The following is a 14,340-nucleotide window of genomic DNA, read 5'->3' as shown; positions in this document are numbered from 1 at the left end:
CTATATATAGATGATATTCCTTGACTAACGCAAGATATTGTGTTACACTGTTTCTGTAATTGATTTTTGTGCGTTTTCCCCTTGTGGGATACAGACTTAGTTTCTGTACCGCGGATTGAAAAATCTGCATTGCACACGCAGTCAAGATTGTACTTGTGCCAGTAGTATTACTGCGCCCCTCTGGGCCGGTATATTACTGGCTTTTTTTGTTTTCCGGGACTTTTGCTCCCGTCAGCGAGGATGACTTTGGTTCATAGGCAGCTATGGACATCAGGCGTTACGCCCATTGTCACCCTCGCTTTTTTCTGCCCAAATGCCGGAAACGGCTTTGAGGATATACCAAAATTACAGAAAGGCAGGTATGAACATGAATGTAAAAAAGCGGAGTCAGGAGTCTCTGACGAGTAAGAGGAAACCGATGGAGATCTGGCGGCAGTACCAGAAGCTGAACCAGTCCGCACAGAAGCATTGCCCGGTGATTCGGGCGCCCGTCATTCCCCGCAGGACGCGGAGGGGGTGTTGAGTATGCCGGCAGGCAGTGTGGCTGTCAAAGAGCGGCATCAGCCCCGGGTGCTGGTGGAAACGGCAGGCTTGTCCGAAGAAGAATGGCTTGCTTACCGCCAGAAAGGCATTGGCGGCAGCGATGTTGCGGCTCTGCTGGGCATTTCACCGTGGCGGACGGCCCGGGATCTGTTTTATGACAAGCTGAACATTGCCGTGGTCGAGGACCATGAGGACAACTGGGTGGCCCTGGAGATGGGACACCTGTTGGAACCGTTGGTGGCGAAAATCTTCCAGCATCGAACTGGCTACAAGATCTATCAGATCAAAAAGATGTTCCAGCACCCGAAGTATCCCTGGATGCTGGCGGATGTGGACTACTTTGTAGAACTGCCGGACGGCACCACCGCTATTCTGGAGATCAAGACCACAAACTACAACGCCAAAGACAACTGGTGGCTGGATGGTGAGGAAACCATTCCGGCCTACTATGAGTCCCAGGGACGGCATTACATGGCCGTTATGGATGTGGACCGCTGTTTTTTCTGCTGCCTGTATGGCAACAACGAGCAGGAAAGCATTATCCGTGATATGCAGAGAGATCTGGCCTATGAGGATGAGATGATTTTCCTGGAGCAGAATTTCTGGGAAAATCATGTGCTTACCAGAACGCCGCCGCCTTACACCGAAGATGGCGACCTCGTGATCGAGAGCGTGCGCCGGTACACTGGCCCCGCTGACAAGGAGGCCCCCGCTGTATCACTCGACCTGCCCCTGACGGCCAAGCTGATGCGTTTTCTCCAGCTCCAAGAGCAGAAAAAAGGCGCAGAAGCAGGCAAAAAGGAAATCGAGGAAGATATGAAGCGGCTGAAGGCTGCCATCATTGCCAAAATGGGGAAAAGCTGCAAAGCCATCTGCCAGCAGGATGGGGTGAACTATACCGTCACCTACAATCCGGTGCGAACCCCTGGTATCGACAAGGATAATCTGAAACGGTTGAAGCTGGACCACCCGGACATTTACGAACAATATGTGACTGTCTCAGTGTCACGCCGGTTCGTAGTCAAGTGTGACGGCGAGGCGGCATAAAAGGAGGGAAAAAGAAGTGATCCATAGAGGAACTTATGACGGGACGATCTACCACAACCCCGTAAACAGGTTCTGCATCATCAGCGTAAAAACCGCTGATAAGGAGGTGCCCCAGGAGGCTCGTTCCACCCGCCGGTACAGAGATCATCTGATCCGCTTTGTTGCGACGGGCTATGAACTGCCCCGCACGGACGCGGTAGAGCTGGAACTGGACGGCGAATGGACAAAGGGCAAATATGGTGTGCAGCTTCAGGTGGAACAGTGGCGTGAGATCGTTCCCAAGACCAAGGACGGCGTGGAAGGCTATCTGGCCTCCGGCCTCATCAAAGGCATCGGGCCGGCGACTGCCGCGCAGATCGTCTCCCGGTTTGGCGTGGAAACGCTGGATATTCTGCAAAACCATCCCGAGCGGCTGCTGGAGGTCAAGGGCATTACGGAAAGCAAGCTGGAGGACATCAAAACCTCGTATGCGGAGAGCCGGATGCTCCAAGACCTGATGACGCTGCTCTCCCCATTCAAGATCACGCCGAAAACGGCTCTGAAGATCTACCAGCACTTTGGACCCGCCAGCGTGGACATCTTGAAAAAGAGTCCCTTTGAACTTTGCCAGGTGTCCGGTTTTGGATTTCTCCGGGTAGATGCCATCGTTCAGAAAAACGGCGGCGACCTGCATGACCCCATGCGGGTCAAAGGCGCACTGTTCTGGGCGCTGGAGGACAGCAAGGGCGGCAAAGGACATTTGTTCCTGCCTGGTGAAGCTTTGCGGAAGGAGGCTCTTCGGCTTCTCAACGCAAAAATCCCCGTCCCGTCTCTCCGGCTTCATGAACAGGAGGTCGCGGATGTGCTTCAGGACATGATTCTTCATGGCGAGGTGGTATCCGTCAAAGATAACATCTACCTGCCCCGCACATTCGCACAGGAAGATGAAACGGCCCGGCGTATTGCCATGCGGCTAATAGAGCCGTCTGCGCCGGAGCGCATTGAGCAGGCGCTGGAGCAGGTCAAGCGTGAAATGGGGCTTGTGCTGTCTTCCAAACAGGAGGCAGCGGTCTACGCGGCTTACCGCCACAGCCTGTCCATTATCACAGGTTCTCCCGGCACCGGCAAGACAACGGTGCTCAAGACCATTTTGGAAGTCTACCGCCGCCTGCACCCGAAAGGTGAAATCGTTCTGATGGCACCGACCGGCCGTGCCAGCCGTCGCATGGCGGAAAGCACTGGCTTTGACAAGGCGCGGACGCTCCACAGCGGCCTGGGCCTTGGCAGTGAAGAAGATGACGCCAACCGCAGCAGACAGCAGGAGCCGTTGTCGGCGGACCTGATCATCGTGGACGAGTTTTCTATGGTGGATATGTGGCTGGCAGACAAATTTTTTTCCCGCATCAAGGATGGGGCCCGTGTCGTTCTTGTGGGCGACCCCGATCAGCTCCCCAGCGTGGGCGCCGGGAATGTGTTCCGCGAACTGATCGACTGCGGCCTGATTCCCGTCACGGTACTGGACCAGATCTTCCGCCAGTCCAAGGACAGCCTGATTGCTTATAACGCCAAGTTTATCAACGAGGGCAACACCAAGCTGTACTTTGGGCCGGACTTTGTATTTATGGCAAGCGATAACCAGGCAGAGGCCGCGGAGCGGATCATCGCCCGTTACTGCCGGGAAATCGCGGAAAGCGGCATTGACCGGGTGCAGATTTTGTCCCCCTTCCGTTCGGAAGGCGCCGCGTCGGCGGAACAACTCAACGAGGCCATCCGCGAGGTGGTCAACCCGTTCCGCTCTGCCGAGGAAGAAATCAAAATCGGCGTCAAAGTGTTCCGGGTAAACGACCGGATCATGCAGACCAAAAACACCGCCAAGGTGTCCAACGGCGACCTGGGATTTATCCGCTATATCAAAGACGATGAAGATGGCAAGCGTATCGGTCTGGACTTCGGTGTGGGCCGAGAACTGGAATACAGCGTAGAGGATATGGTCAATCTGGACCTTGCCTACGCCACCACCATCCACAAGGCAATGGGCTCTGAGTATGAAACGGTCATCATGCCGCTTTTGAAAGCGCACACCGTCATGCTCTACCGCAACCTGCTCTATACCGGCATCACCCGAGCCAAAAAGCGCGTGGTGCTGATCGGCCAAAAGCAGGTGCTGTTTATGGCGATCCACCGGAATGAAATCGTCAAGCGGAATACGCTTCTGGGCACGCGCATCGGTATGTACTATAAGGCCTATGCCAAGCGGGCCGGAATCCCGGTCCCGGCAGCTCTGGAAGAAGAACTGAAATACGCTGGTTAAAAAAGAGGCGCAAGGTGCAGAAAATTGCCCGGCGTCTCCTATTTATTACACAGGAAGGAGTATATAACATGAACGAAAACAATGCGAAAACGATGTACGAAGCTGTGCCTGCGGCCTCTGAACTGAACAAGGTGCCGGGCTTTGACCCGCTCAAGTTCCTCCGCCGCACCAAGGACACCTTGAAGCTGGATCTGCCTTATCAGAAACTCTGGTTCCGCATGGCCCATCCCAATGGCCGTATGAGTCTGACGGCGCTGCGGATCACAGAGCAAATGGCGATTTTTGAGGCCAAGGTGTTTCTGGACCGCAGTGACGCGGAGCCGTTCAGTATGAGCACGGCCCAGCAGACTACTCAGGACAGCCGCGATTTCGTAAAAGCCGCCCAGAATGAGGCGCTGAGTCAGGCCCTTACGGACGCCGGTTTTGGCATCCAGCTGATCAGCGCCGGCGCCCAGGCTGAACTGATGGAGAAAAGCTCCGGAGCGGCTGTCAAAAAGGCCGCAGAACCGCCTGCCGGGCCGACGGCACGCACGACACCGCCGCAGAAGCCCCACAGCGCCCCGCAGAAGGGCGATACGCCTGCTGAGGTGAAATCCCCTGCCAGCCCCATCAAAACGCCGCAGAGGGCGTTTGAGGCCGAAAAGGCGGCAACCGTGACAACGGCCCCGTCGAAGGAAAGCACTGCTTCGGAAGCGGTGGAGCAGCACCTGCCGGTAGAGCCTGAGAGGACATTCGATACGCTCCCGGTTGGGCCTTCGCCAAAGACAGAGCAGCCGGTGGCTGAGAGCGAACAGTCGCATGAATTGCCTGTCCGCGGCAATGTAACGGAGCTGCCGGTCCAGCACACGGAGGAATCCGAACCTGCCGCCGAGCCTATGCAGCCCGAAGATGACGCTGCCGGGGCGGCGGATACTGCGGTGGATACCCCCTCTTACACGAAGGACACGCCTATGGAGGATATTCTGCAGGTCATGACGCTGGAACAGGCCCAGCAGGTCATCGTAGACGATGGCATCTGCAAGGGCATGACGATTGCCCAGGTGGCTGAGAAGCGGCCTGTCAATCTGCGGTACTACCTGATCCCGGGCAAGAGCAAGAACAACATGGTCCGCGCGGCCGCACAGCTGGTTTTGGATTCGCTTCAAAAGGCCGGCTGATATGGCCGCCGGCGAGGGCATGAAGGGAGGAATGACAGATGGGCTCGTACCCGGATGAATTTCCCTTCGGTATCATGGAAGTTGTGGAACTGCTGCACCTGCGGGTCAGGCGCCAGCAGGCAAACAGCGTCTATGTGGACTGCCCGTTCTGCGGCGACCGCCGCGGGCGGATGAATGTCAATTTCGTCAAAAATGTCTGGCGGTGCAATCACTGCGACGAACATGGCGGAATGCTGGCGCTATATGCAAAATTGAATCACACGACGACCTCTGACGCTTATTGGGAAATTGCAGAAGCTCTGTGTGACAATACCCACGAGGAACACGCACGCTCCGGGAATGAAGCCCAACAGCAGCCGGTCAGCACCGGGTCCCCATCTTCGGGGGCCCGGGCGGCCGCTGCAGGTCATTCTTCTTCCGAGCGAAAAACTGTGCCGCAGTCGGACAAAGCCAGCCCGGCCGAGATCCACCAGACGCTATCCCTACTGCTGGCCCAGCTTACGCTGCGGCCGGCACATCGGGAACATCTGCGCTCACCAAAGCGTGGGCTGTCTGATGAACAAATCGAGGCGCTGGGCTTTAAGAGTACCCCGCCGCCCTTCTTATGCCGCTCTATCACGGACCGGCTGATCAGGCAGGGCTGCAGGGTGCAGGGCGTACCCGGATTTTACCGGGACGACAGCGGCCATTGGACAATGGCATTTTATAAGAAGACCTCCGGCATTCTGATCCCCGCCGTAGGCTTTGACGGGCGGCTGCAGGGATTCCAGATCATGCTGGATGTGCCGCTGAAACACAAGGATGACCCGCCGGAGAAACCGGGGGCCAAGTACATCTGGTTTTCCTCTTCCTCAAAGACAGACGGGACAGGCTCCGGCAGCCCGGTACATCTGATCGGTGACCCATCCGCCCGGGTGGTCTATGTGATCGAGGGGCTGCTGAAAGCAGATATTTCCCATTGTCTGACCGGGCGCACCTTTGCCGCGATTGCCGGGGCCAACAACACCAGCCCGCTGGACCCGTTGTTTGCCCTTTTGGCGCAGAACGGCACGGAGGAAATCATTGAAGCCCACGATATGGACAAGTACAACAATCAAATGACGATGGCCGGGGCGTCGAAAATTTATCTGACGGCCCGGAAGTATGGCATGAACTGCCGGAGGCTGACCTGGAATCCCAACTATAAGGGATTTGACGATTGGCAGCTGGCACTTCGCCGGGAAAATCAACGGAGAAAGGAGATCGATAGACTTAGTTTTAAGGCGCAGTACCTCCGCGGTTTGTGTGAACTGGCGCATATTGAGGACTGCATCGAACTATGGCAGCACTTGGCTGAAAACAAAACCTGCCTGACGGAGTATCTTGGTTTGACCAGAGAGGAACATGAAACCTTCCTGCGGCAAGGCAGGGATGCCCTCGGCACCCTGCTGGAACCCCAGCGGCGGAAACAGAGATTTGTGCTCTATCAGTTGGAACTGGACGAGCAAAAAGCGATCCCATTTGCTTTCAAGGAACTTGCGGCGCTGCAAAAGGCCGGCTATGAACAGCCGCCCGCCGCCATGTACCGCATGGCCGGGTCTGGCGAAGTCTACTGCCCGGTGGAACAGAGCGACGCAGAGATTTTGAAGCGCCTGTTTGCTGACTGCCGGGAGGAACTGCCGGAGGGCTGCCACGGGCGGCCAATGGCGCTCTCTGATGTGGTAGAACTGGACCATTCTCCACGAAGGATCTACTACTATGTCAATGGGGAGCATGAATTTCCGCAGGTCAAGTTTTCCCCCATGCTTGCCAAAAAGGACATCAAAGAAGGGACATAAAGAGGCTTCAATGGTTGTTGTGAATGAGACGAAGAGAGGGCAACTTCTGGCGCTTCTGGAGCAATGCGCCCATCTGAACGCTGATGTGCGGCCCCGCACGGATAAGGGATATTTTACGGTGACGGTCCCGCCGCCGTGGAATGGCCCGGCCCAGCGGAAAGCCCAGGAGGTGCAGGACAGGATCAAAAAGTGGTCGGAGCAGTATCCCAATGTGATATGTTACTGTTTCGACAGCTTCAGCACACTACTCTATGTGCTGTGACACAGGTAAACGATGGCATGGAACAGGTTTTATCCTGATCCATGCCATTTTTGTCAACGGAAAGGAGTTTATTATGGGATATTTTTCGGAAATGTCGCTGGATATGCAGGAAGGCCGCAAACCGTCTGCCGCCTCGCTCACCCGCGAGTGCGCTTTTGAGGACGGGGAGAACTTTGACGAGCTGCCGGTGCCGCCGGCTGACCGTCAGCCCGTACCGCCTGCCGCAGAGCCGGCGCCGCAGCCTGCTTTTGAGGACGACGGGGATTTGGATGAGGCCCCGGAAGAGCTGGAACAGCCTGACGAGGCAGAGTCTCCCGCAGAAGAAACCGATGAGGAGGACAATGCCGATGAGGGTCAGGCGGAGCCTGCCAAGGCTGATACCTCCAATGCGGACGCTGACGAGGAACAGCGCCGTGCTGAGCATGAGGCTGCCGAAGCCAAACGAAAAGCTGAGTGGGAGGCAAAACAGGCAGAAAAGAAGAAAGCCCTGCAGGAGCAGATGGACCGCTTGGCCGCCATGAGCGACGATGAGGTGGTGGCTGCCTCCATGCAGCGGGTCAGCGGCGATGTGGAAAAGCTGACCCGGCGCAATATGAAGGAATGCGTGTCGGAGTATATCCAGACCAAGTGCCTGGAAGACCCGGCATTTGCCCGTCTCACCATGCACCCGAAGAAAACAATGGTCCACTGCTTCCAGTACATCAGCCGCAAGGCATGGGAGTACATTCAGGACGAATTGAAAGCAAACGGCATCCAGCCGGGACAGGGCAGCCAAGGGTATGGCTGCGATATTCCGGATGATTTGTGCTATCAGTGGTCCGAGGATTACTTCCGTGATGCGGATGCCAAGGAGGACCAGGAGGAGGAAGAAAAGTTTGTCCCCCGCCCCTACTATGGCAAGTCTTCCGTGAAGTCCTCCAAGAAAAAGAAGGCCGAAAAAAAGCCTGCCGAGAAGAAAAAGCCGGAGTCCAAGCCGGCGCCGGAAAAGAAGCCTGCTGCCGACGGCCAGATGTCCCTGATGGATTTTGGTATGGCAAAGGCAGGCTGAGGAGGCAGCGTATGATTGCATATAAAGGTTTTCGGCCCGGCATGATCTGCATTGATTACCAGTTTCAGATGGGCCTCAATGTGACGGAAAAGGCCAACTGCCGCCAAAATGGATTCCATTGTGCGGAGGACCCCCTGGACTGCCTGAGCTATTACGGCGATGTAGACCATTCGGAATATTACATCGTCAACGCCGGCGGGGACATCGACGAGGACGAAGTGGATTCCAAGATCTCCTGTACCGAGCTGACTGTCCTTAAACGGCTGACGAAAGAAGAACTGTTCCTCCACGGCCTCGCCTTTATGGCAGACCACCCCAAGCGGAAGTGGAACAAGCATATTCGGAAGGACAGGGCTGAAGCGTGGGGTGGCTATGCGGTAGTCCGCGGTGCCGACCCCATAGCCAAAGGCTGCCGGAAGGGTGATGTATTGGCCTTTGCCAAGGAGGACCCGGCCACCGGCAGCATCCAGCAGATCGTGGTGGCTACCATTGATGGAAAGACACTTCTGCCCAATGTCTGGTATGGGGTGGATCTTGAGAAAAGGATGGTGAGTTAATTTGAAGAAATCCATACTGCAAGCGATGCCGGTGCTGACGGCATCGCAGGAGATGAAAGAAGTGGCTCTGGCGGATGAGCCAAAAAAGGAGACGACTTATTACGGTCACACCTATACTACCCGCACCTATTTCGCATTTATGAACTGTTTGGTGCAGAATGGCATTCTGAAAGCCGCTTTTTTCCTGCCGGATCATCTGCGGCTGGATGGAAACAACCCTGTCTATGAGGTGTTTCTCGACAAGGAACAGCGCCAGTTTCTGACCTACGATCACTTGGAGAAAAAGTGGCGGGATGCAAAACTGGACCGTTTGGAATGGCCTGGCAGGAACTACTACGCTACCTGCTGGGCCAGCGAGGAAGATGCTGCCCTGATTCAAGACTATTTTTCCGGCGAGCGCGGTGGTGACCTCGGCATTCTTGACTTTCAACGGAATGTGCGGGATGAGCAGCTGGAGCAACGCCACAAGCGGATTACCGACTGTTGGGACAAGGATCTTGCCCAAGTGCCTGAACTGCCCAAGGATTGGGCGCACTGGGCCGACAAGGTGGCCGTGCGGGAAAATTTTATATTTTACCACTACAAGCGCGGCGGCGCTAAAACAGGCTACTGCACCTTCTGCGGGAAGGAGGTGCCCATTTCCGGGCATCCCTATCACAACAAAAAAGGGCGCTGCACCCGCTGCCGGCATCCCGTAATGTTCAAGGCCCTGGGACGCGCAGGCTACTTCAAAACAGACCGGTATTATGCCTATCTGGTTCAGCGATGCAGGGATGGTTTTGTCATCCGGGAATTCCAGGTAGACAGAACCTATCGAAAGAATATCCTGCCGCACAGCGAGCCTTATTGGCATGAGTTCCGGCGTTCGATCTATGACCGCAGCGGCGAGATCCGTTCCTATTACTGGGGAATGTACTGCCAGCGGGAGGTACGATGGATCGAGGGGAGTCCCTGCTATTACGCTTATGCTGGCGACCAGGCCGGCCGGGTGTATGGAAAGACTTTGTCCAGCCTGGGGAAAAAGGAACTCCGCCAGACCGGTTTGGTCGAGTGGATACGAAGCCATCCGGTCACAGATCCTGAGAAATATCTGGCGGTCTGGAAACAAATCCCCAAGATGGAGCAAATCTGGAAAGCTGGATTGTCGCGGCTGACAGCCGAGTGTTTCCACTTCTGCGATGATGTGCAGAAAGTGGTGCTACATCCGGACGAGCCGGGATTGATCCGCGCTCTGGGACTGGACTCCGCAAAATTCCGCCGCCTGCGCCAGCTGGACGGAGACACAGAGACTTTGGCCTGGCTGCAGCTTGAGAAGCGGACCGGACAGCGTATCACGGATGAAATGCTGCGCTGGAGCAAAAAAGAACGGATCAGCCCCAGGGATCTGGTGTTTATCGCAGACCGAATGAGTCTGGTGCAGATCAGAAATTATCTGGAACGGCAAAAAGAGTATTTTGATGGCAGCTGCCGTCAGGCATTGATTACATGGCAGGACTATCTTGCTATGGCAGAACGGCTGCACTATGACACCAGTGATGAAATCGTCTACCGCGTGCGCAAACTGCGGCAGCGGCACGATGAGTTGGTCATTCAGAGTGAAACCGGGAGCCTGGAAGAACAGGCGGAGAAAATGGCGGCGAAATACCCCCATGTCAATGCTATCTGCATGGAGCTGCAGAAAAAATATGCCTACAGCGATGACGACTACACGGTGCTTGCGCCCCAGAACATCTTTGAAATCATCAAGGAGGGGCGGATGCTTCACCACTGTGTCGGCAATGATGGCGCCGATGAACGGTACTATGACCGCATGGAACGCCGGGAGAGCTTCATTCTGTTCCTGCGCCGGACGGATGAACCTAACGATCCCTACTACACTCTGGAGATTGAACCGGATGGAACAGTGCGTCAGAAGCGCACTTTGTTTGACCGGCAGCATGAAGATATTGAACAGGCAACAGAATTCCTGCTCAAATGGCAGAAGGTCATAGCGGCCCGCCTTACCGGCCGCGACCTGAAGCTGGCTGAGCGAAGCCGTGAGCTGCGGAAGGAGGAATTCATCCAGATGCAGAAAGACCGTGTGATCATTCACACCGGGCATCTTGCCGGCCGTCTGCTGGCAGAGGTACTGCTGGCCGATTTGATGGAAAATACGGAAGTCATGCAGACGCAGGCACTCCCTGCTGCCGCGTGAGACAGGTTCAATGGCCGGGCGTCCTTTGGGGCGTCCGGCCTATTTCTTTAGAATGGAGGGCTCTAATGGGAAAAAAGCGAGTTAAGTACGAGATTCGCGGTTACAAGTATGCGCCCGAGAGTTTCCGGGCTTTTAAAGGATTACCGGGGCAGAAAATGGAGCAGATCTTGTTGTCAGACGAACAGCGTCAGAAAATGGGCTATCTCTGTCTGACTCAAGGCGGTAAGGCTGGTATAGCCTATGTTAAGCATATCGAGCGGGAACGGGCGCGAGGATGCCACTATTACAAAACCTATGGCTTCTTTCTCGAAAACGATCCGAGAGGATATGTGTATTGCCCACAGCTTTTATGCAGGGAGAGCGATACGCTAAAAGAACGCCTGTGTATCCTGCGCATGTTCCGGGAATATCTGGCCAAGACCGGCGGGCGTATTGAACAGAGTACGCAATGTGAGTTTGACAAAAATTTCCGCCCAGTTCATGTGCGGAAAAATTATGTGGTTGCCGACTTGAACCGACCGCTTGTGGTCTGGCTCTATGCGGCGTGAAAGGAGAAAAAATGAAACAGCTTGGCAATTTGGCTGTGGTCTGCGCCCAGCGCCCTGATGTGCTGATGCAGATTTATGGCAGCGAGGTAAGCGTACACACAGGAGAGGGACCGGAACGGGCCGTCCTCTTCACAAAATGGGATGATGATGAAACGATCCAGAGCATCATCCGGGAACTGAATTTTGGGCGGTATGCCCCGGACAGGGAAAGGATGGTGCGGCATGATTAAAAACCTGAACCAGCTCAAACGCGCTCTTCGGCCTGGTATGCGCCTGGAAGTCATCGGCCACTGCCGGCCGGGGTGCATTGGGCAGCTGCGGGAGGTCACTTGGGTCAATACCCAGGGCTTTTATACCAAAACGCTCAATCCGCCCAATCCGAAGCTCAATGCGGCAAACGAGGGGCGTGGCGTCATCCTCTGGTGGGGAGCTGCGCGCACCTGGGAATTTGAAGATGGGGTGTGCAAGTCGTACACCCATGGCGAACATACGGCAGAGACACTGATTATGGCATTCCGTGTTTTAGAAGAGGAGGCGGCCTGATGGACCAGAATTGGATGAAAAGACAGCGGGAGCTGACCGACCGGCTCAACCGCTACCGCAATGAGTATTACAACCTCAACAGCCCCAGTGTCAGCGATACTGCCTATGACCGGCTGTTTGAGGAACTGCAGGCCGTGGAAAAACAAACGGGTGTCCAGATGGCAAACTCGCCCACTAACACCGTGGGCTATCCGGCGGTCAGCAAGCTGGAAAAAACGAATCACTCGATCCCGCTGCTGTCCTTGGACAAAGTGAAGAATACCGAGGAATTGTGCCGCTTTATGGGTGAGCATCAGGTAATGTTCATGCTTAAACTGGATGGCCTGACCGTCAAGCTGACCTATGAGGGCGGCAGGCTGGTGGAGGCGGCCACCCGGGGCGACGGCGATGTGGGCGAGATCGTGACTCACAACACCTGCGCCATCAGTGGAATCCCGGCCCGTATCCAGTATGAAGACCGTCTGGTGGTCACTGGCGAGGCGTTCATCCGCCCCAGCGATTTTGAGCAGCTGAAGACCACTCTGGTGGACGGAGACGGGAAACCCTACAAGAACGGCCGCAATCTGGCGGCCGGTTCGGTGCGCCTGTTTGATGCCGGGGCCTGCTTGGGACGGCGCCTGCAGTTCATGCCGTTCAATGTGCTGGAGGGCATGGAGGAACTACCCCGCAAATCGGAGCGCCTCAAGGCGCTGCGGCCGCTGGGCTTTCAGCCCTGCAAGTACATGGTCACCAAGCGCCCTTTGACGCAGAAGGAAACCGAGGAAGGTATCCGGCGGCTCAAGGAGTATGCGGCAGACGCCGACATTCCCATCGACGGTATCGTTATCACCTACAACGACATCGCGCTGTCCAAAAGCTGCGGGCGCACCGGCCATCACTACAAGGACGGACTTGCCTTCAAATTTGAGGATGACCTGTTCCAGACAAAGCTCCAGACGATTGAATGGACGCCTGGCCGCACCGGCGAGATCGCCCCGGTTGCCATTTTTGAGCCGGTGGAGATCGACGGCTGCGAGGTGTCCAGAGCCAGCCTGCACAACCTGTCCTTTATCGAGGATCTGGAATTGGCGCCGGGCTGCCGTATCCTGGTGAGCAAGCGGAACATGATCATTCCCCATGTTGAGGAAAACCTGGACCGGGGCAATTTTTCCCTGGATGCCGTGATCCCACACCAGTGCCCCTGCTGCGGGGAGCTGACCAGAATCCACGAAACCAAAGGCCGAGGCGAAGACGGCGAGGAACGGAGCATCAAGACCCTGTTCTGCGACAATGCCGCCTGCGAGACCCGGCGCCTCAAGCAGTTCGTCCATTTTGTGAGCAAAAAGGCCATGAACATTGAGGGACTGTCGGAGGGAACGCTGGAAAAGCTGATCGGCCGCGGCTGGATTCACAGCTATCTGGACATCTACCGCCTGGACCAGCATAAGGACGAGATCATCCGGATGGACGGCTTTGGTGAAAAATCCTGGCAGCGCCTTTGGGACGCCATCCAGCAGAGCCGCAACACCACTTTCGAGCGGTATGTCATCGCTATGGACATCCCGATGGTCGGCAATACCGCCAGCAGAGCCCTTTGCCGGGAATTTCACGGCAGCCTGGATGAATTCCGGGATGCCGTCTATGGAGGCTATGACTTCCGGCAGCTCCCGGACTTTGGGGAGACGCTGCACAACAACATTCAGGAATGGTTCAACGAGGAAGAAAATTTCTGTATTTGGGAGGAATTGCAGATGATGATGAACATTCAGAAACCGGCGGAGACCGACAACCAGACCGTCAATCCGGACAATCCCTTTTCCGGCAAGACCATTGTGGTGACCGGAAAGGTTGAGCCCTACACCCGCGACGAGATGAACAGCCTGATTGCCTCGCTGGGGGCGGTGGCCGGCAGTTCGGTGACCCGCAAGACCGATTACCTGGTCTGCGGCGAGAAGGCCGGCAGCAAGCTGTCCAAGGCACGGGAACTGGGTATTACGGTGCTGACGCCGGAGGAATTTTTCCGCATGGCCAATGTGGCTTAATTCGCCGGGCCATCGAAGTTTGACAATGGGGAGAGGGCTGTCTGAGGCCCTCTCCCTATGCTTTTTATGGGAGGATACGCTAATGGAGAAACACTATTTTGTCCCCGTTGTCAATCGCGTTTACACCAACCGCAATGACAAGCAATACCGCTGCACCGGCTTTGTGGAGGGCAGCTGCCCGTGGGAAACGGTAGCCTATTTTACAAGGCTGTCCGACGGCTGGAGCCTGGCCGCACACGGCCCCCAAATCTATGAAGACGGGACGATTGAATGGAACTATTCTACCGGCGGGCATTGGCCGCAGTAAAAAGGA

The 14,340-nt window shown here is 55.9% G+C and carries 14 protein-coding genes and 1 pseudogene; all 15 read left to right on the top strand.

What is annotated here, in order from left to right; all coding sequences use genetic code 11:
• Window positions 1-367: 367 nt before the first annotated feature.
• The 15 genes and pseudogenes from FGQ85_RS18350 to FGQ85_RS08345 all read left to right on the top strand — a co-directional run bounded on the left by FGQ85_RS18350 (window position 368) and on the right by FGQ85_RS08345 (window position 14,334).
• A complete protein-coding gene (locus FGQ85_RS18350) occupies window positions 368-523 on the top strand; it encodes a hypothetical protein (RefSeq protein ID WP_171027920.1) in 156 nt (51 codons plus the stop codon).
• Between the two features lie 2 nt (window positions 524-525).
• The gene (locus tag FGQ85_RS08405; protein ID WP_138373210.1) at window positions 526-1,590 is read left to right on the top strand and encodes a lambda-exonuclease family protein; all 1,065 of its coding nucleotides are present in this window, start codon (window positions 526-528) and stop codon (window positions 1,588-1,590) included.
• Between the two features lie 16 nt (window positions 1,591-1,606).
• Window positions 1,607-3,880: an ATP-dependent RecD-like DNA helicase gene (locus tag FGQ85_RS08400; RefSeq protein ID WP_087221587.1), complete on the top strand. Its 2,274-nt coding sequence runs from the start codon at window positions 1,607-1,609 to the stop codon at window positions 3,878-3,880.
• Between the two features lie 68 nt (window positions 3,881-3,948).
• Window positions 3,949-5,037, top strand: a complete 1,089-nt coding sequence (locus FGQ85_RS08395; RefSeq protein WP_087221589.1) for a hypothetical protein — start codon at window positions 3,949-3,951, stop codon at window positions 5,035-5,037.
• A gap of 38 nt (window positions 5,038-5,075) precedes the next feature.
• Window positions 5,076-5,327 (top strand): annotated as a pseudogene (locus FGQ85_RS19160) (CHC2 zinc finger domain-containing protein); the annotation flags it as partial.
• A 357-nt stretch (window positions 5,328-5,684) separates the two neighbouring features.
• Window positions 5,685-6,854, top strand: coding sequence for a YodL domain-containing protein (locus FGQ85_RS08390; protein WP_347563078.1), 1,170 nt, complete (start codon window positions 5,685-5,687; stop codon window positions 6,852-6,854).
• A 10-nt stretch (window positions 6,855-6,864) separates the two neighbouring features.
• Entirely contained in the window at window positions 6,865-7,116 is a 252-nt protein-coding gene (locus tag FGQ85_RS08385; protein WP_058963802.1) for a hypothetical protein, read from the top strand.
• On the top strand, window positions 7,106-8,164 hold the full coding sequence (locus tag FGQ85_RS08380; protein ID WP_138373209.1) for a Cas9 inhibitor AcrIIA9 family protein: 1,059 nt from the start codon (window positions 7,106-7,108) through the stop codon (window positions 8,162-8,164). Before FGQ85_RS08385 ends, FGQ85_RS08380 begins: the two co-directional genes overlap by 11 nt.
• An 11-nt stretch (window positions 8,165-8,175) precedes the next feature.
• Window positions 8,176-8,721, top strand: coding sequence for a hypothetical protein (locus FGQ85_RS08375; protein WP_138373208.1), 546 nt, complete (start codon window positions 8,176-8,178; stop codon window positions 8,719-8,721).
• 1 nt (window position 8,722) lies between these two features.
• The gene (locus FGQ85_RS08370) at window positions 8,723-10,915 is read left to right on the top strand and encodes a PcfJ domain-containing protein (RefSeq protein ID WP_138373207.1); all 2,193 of its coding nucleotides are present in this window, start codon (window positions 8,723-8,725) and stop codon (window positions 10,913-10,915) included.
• Between the two features lie 65 nt (window positions 10,916-10,980).
• Window positions 10,981-11,463, top strand: a complete 483-nt coding sequence (locus FGQ85_RS08365) for a hypothetical protein (protein ID WP_118425536.1) — start codon at window positions 10,981-10,983, stop codon at window positions 11,461-11,463.
• An 11-nt stretch (window positions 11,464-11,474) separates the two neighbouring features.
• Window positions 11,475-11,693 carry a hypothetical protein gene (locus tag FGQ85_RS08360; protein WP_118425538.1) on the top strand — a complete coding sequence of 73 codons (219 nt, stop codon included), beginning with the start codon at window positions 11,475-11,477 and terminating at the stop codon, window positions 11,691-11,693.
• Window positions 11,686-12,006, top strand: a complete 321-nt coding sequence (locus FGQ85_RS08355; RefSeq protein WP_118425540.1) for a hypothetical protein — start codon at window positions 11,686-11,688, stop codon at window positions 12,004-12,006. The genes FGQ85_RS08360 and FGQ85_RS08355 overlap by 8 nt, the downstream gene beginning before the upstream one ends.
• A complete protein-coding gene (gene ligA / locus FGQ85_RS08350) occupies window positions 12,006-14,027 on the top strand; it encodes an NAD-dependent DNA ligase LigA (RefSeq protein ID WP_138373206.1) in 2,022 nt (673 codons plus the stop codon). Before FGQ85_RS08355 ends, ligA begins: the two co-directional genes overlap by 1 nt.
• A gap of 82 nt (window positions 14,028-14,109) precedes the next feature.
• A complete protein-coding gene (locus FGQ85_RS08345; protein WP_138373205.1) occupies window positions 14,110-14,334 on the top strand; it encodes a hypothetical protein in 225 nt (74 codons plus the stop codon).
• The last annotated feature ends 6 nt before the right edge of the window (window positions 14,335-14,340 follow it).

The sequence above is a fragment of the Pseudoflavonifractor sp. BSD2780061688st1 E11 genome (assembly GCF_005844125.1).
GTDB lineage: Bacteria > Bacillota > Clostridia > Lachnospirales > Lachnospiraceae > Sellimonas > Sellimonas catena.
This window is presented reverse-complemented; position numbering and strand designations above follow the sequence as displayed.

Coding starts and splice junctions, on each gene's coding strand:
- FGQ85_RS08380 (WP_138373209.1), top strand. CDS start 7,106: ATGTGCTGTGACACAGGTAAACGATGGCATGGAACAGGTTTTATCCTG.
- FGQ85_RS08375 (WP_138373208.1), top strand. CDS start 8,176: ATGATTGCATATAAAGGTTTTCGGCCCGGCATGATCTGCATTGATTAC.
- ligA (WP_138373206.1), top strand. CDS start 12,006: ATGGACCAGAATTGGATGAAAAGACAGCGGGAGCTGACCGACCGGCTC.
- FGQ85_RS08405 (WP_138373210.1), top strand. CDS start 526: ATGCCGGCAGGCAGTGTGGCTGTCAAAGAGCGGCATCAGCCCCGGGTG.
- FGQ85_RS08360 (WP_118425538.1), top strand. CDS start 11,475: ATGAAACAGCTTGGCAATTTGGCTGTGGTCTGCGCCCAGCGCCCTGAT.
- FGQ85_RS18350 (WP_171027920.1), top strand. CDS start 368: ATGAATGTAAAAAAGCGGAGTCAGGAGTCTCTGACGAGTAAGAGGAAA.
- FGQ85_RS08345 (WP_138373205.1), top strand. CDS start 14,110: ATGGAGAAACACTATTTTGTCCCCGTTGTCAATCGCGTTTACACCAAC.
- FGQ85_RS08365 (WP_118425536.1), top strand. CDS start 10,981: ATGGGAAAAAAGCGAGTTAAGTACGAGATTCGCGGTTACAAGTATGCG.
- FGQ85_RS08355 (WP_118425540.1), top strand. CDS start 11,686: ATGATTAAAAACCTGAACCAGCTCAAACGCGCTCTTCGGCCTGGTATG.
- FGQ85_RS08395 (WP_087221589.1), top strand. CDS start 3,949: ATGAACGAAAACAATGCGAAAACGATGTACGAAGCTGTGCCTGCGGCC.
- FGQ85_RS08385 (WP_058963802.1), top strand. CDS start 6,865: ATGGTTGTTGTGAATGAGACGAAGAGAGGGCAACTTCTGGCGCTTCTG.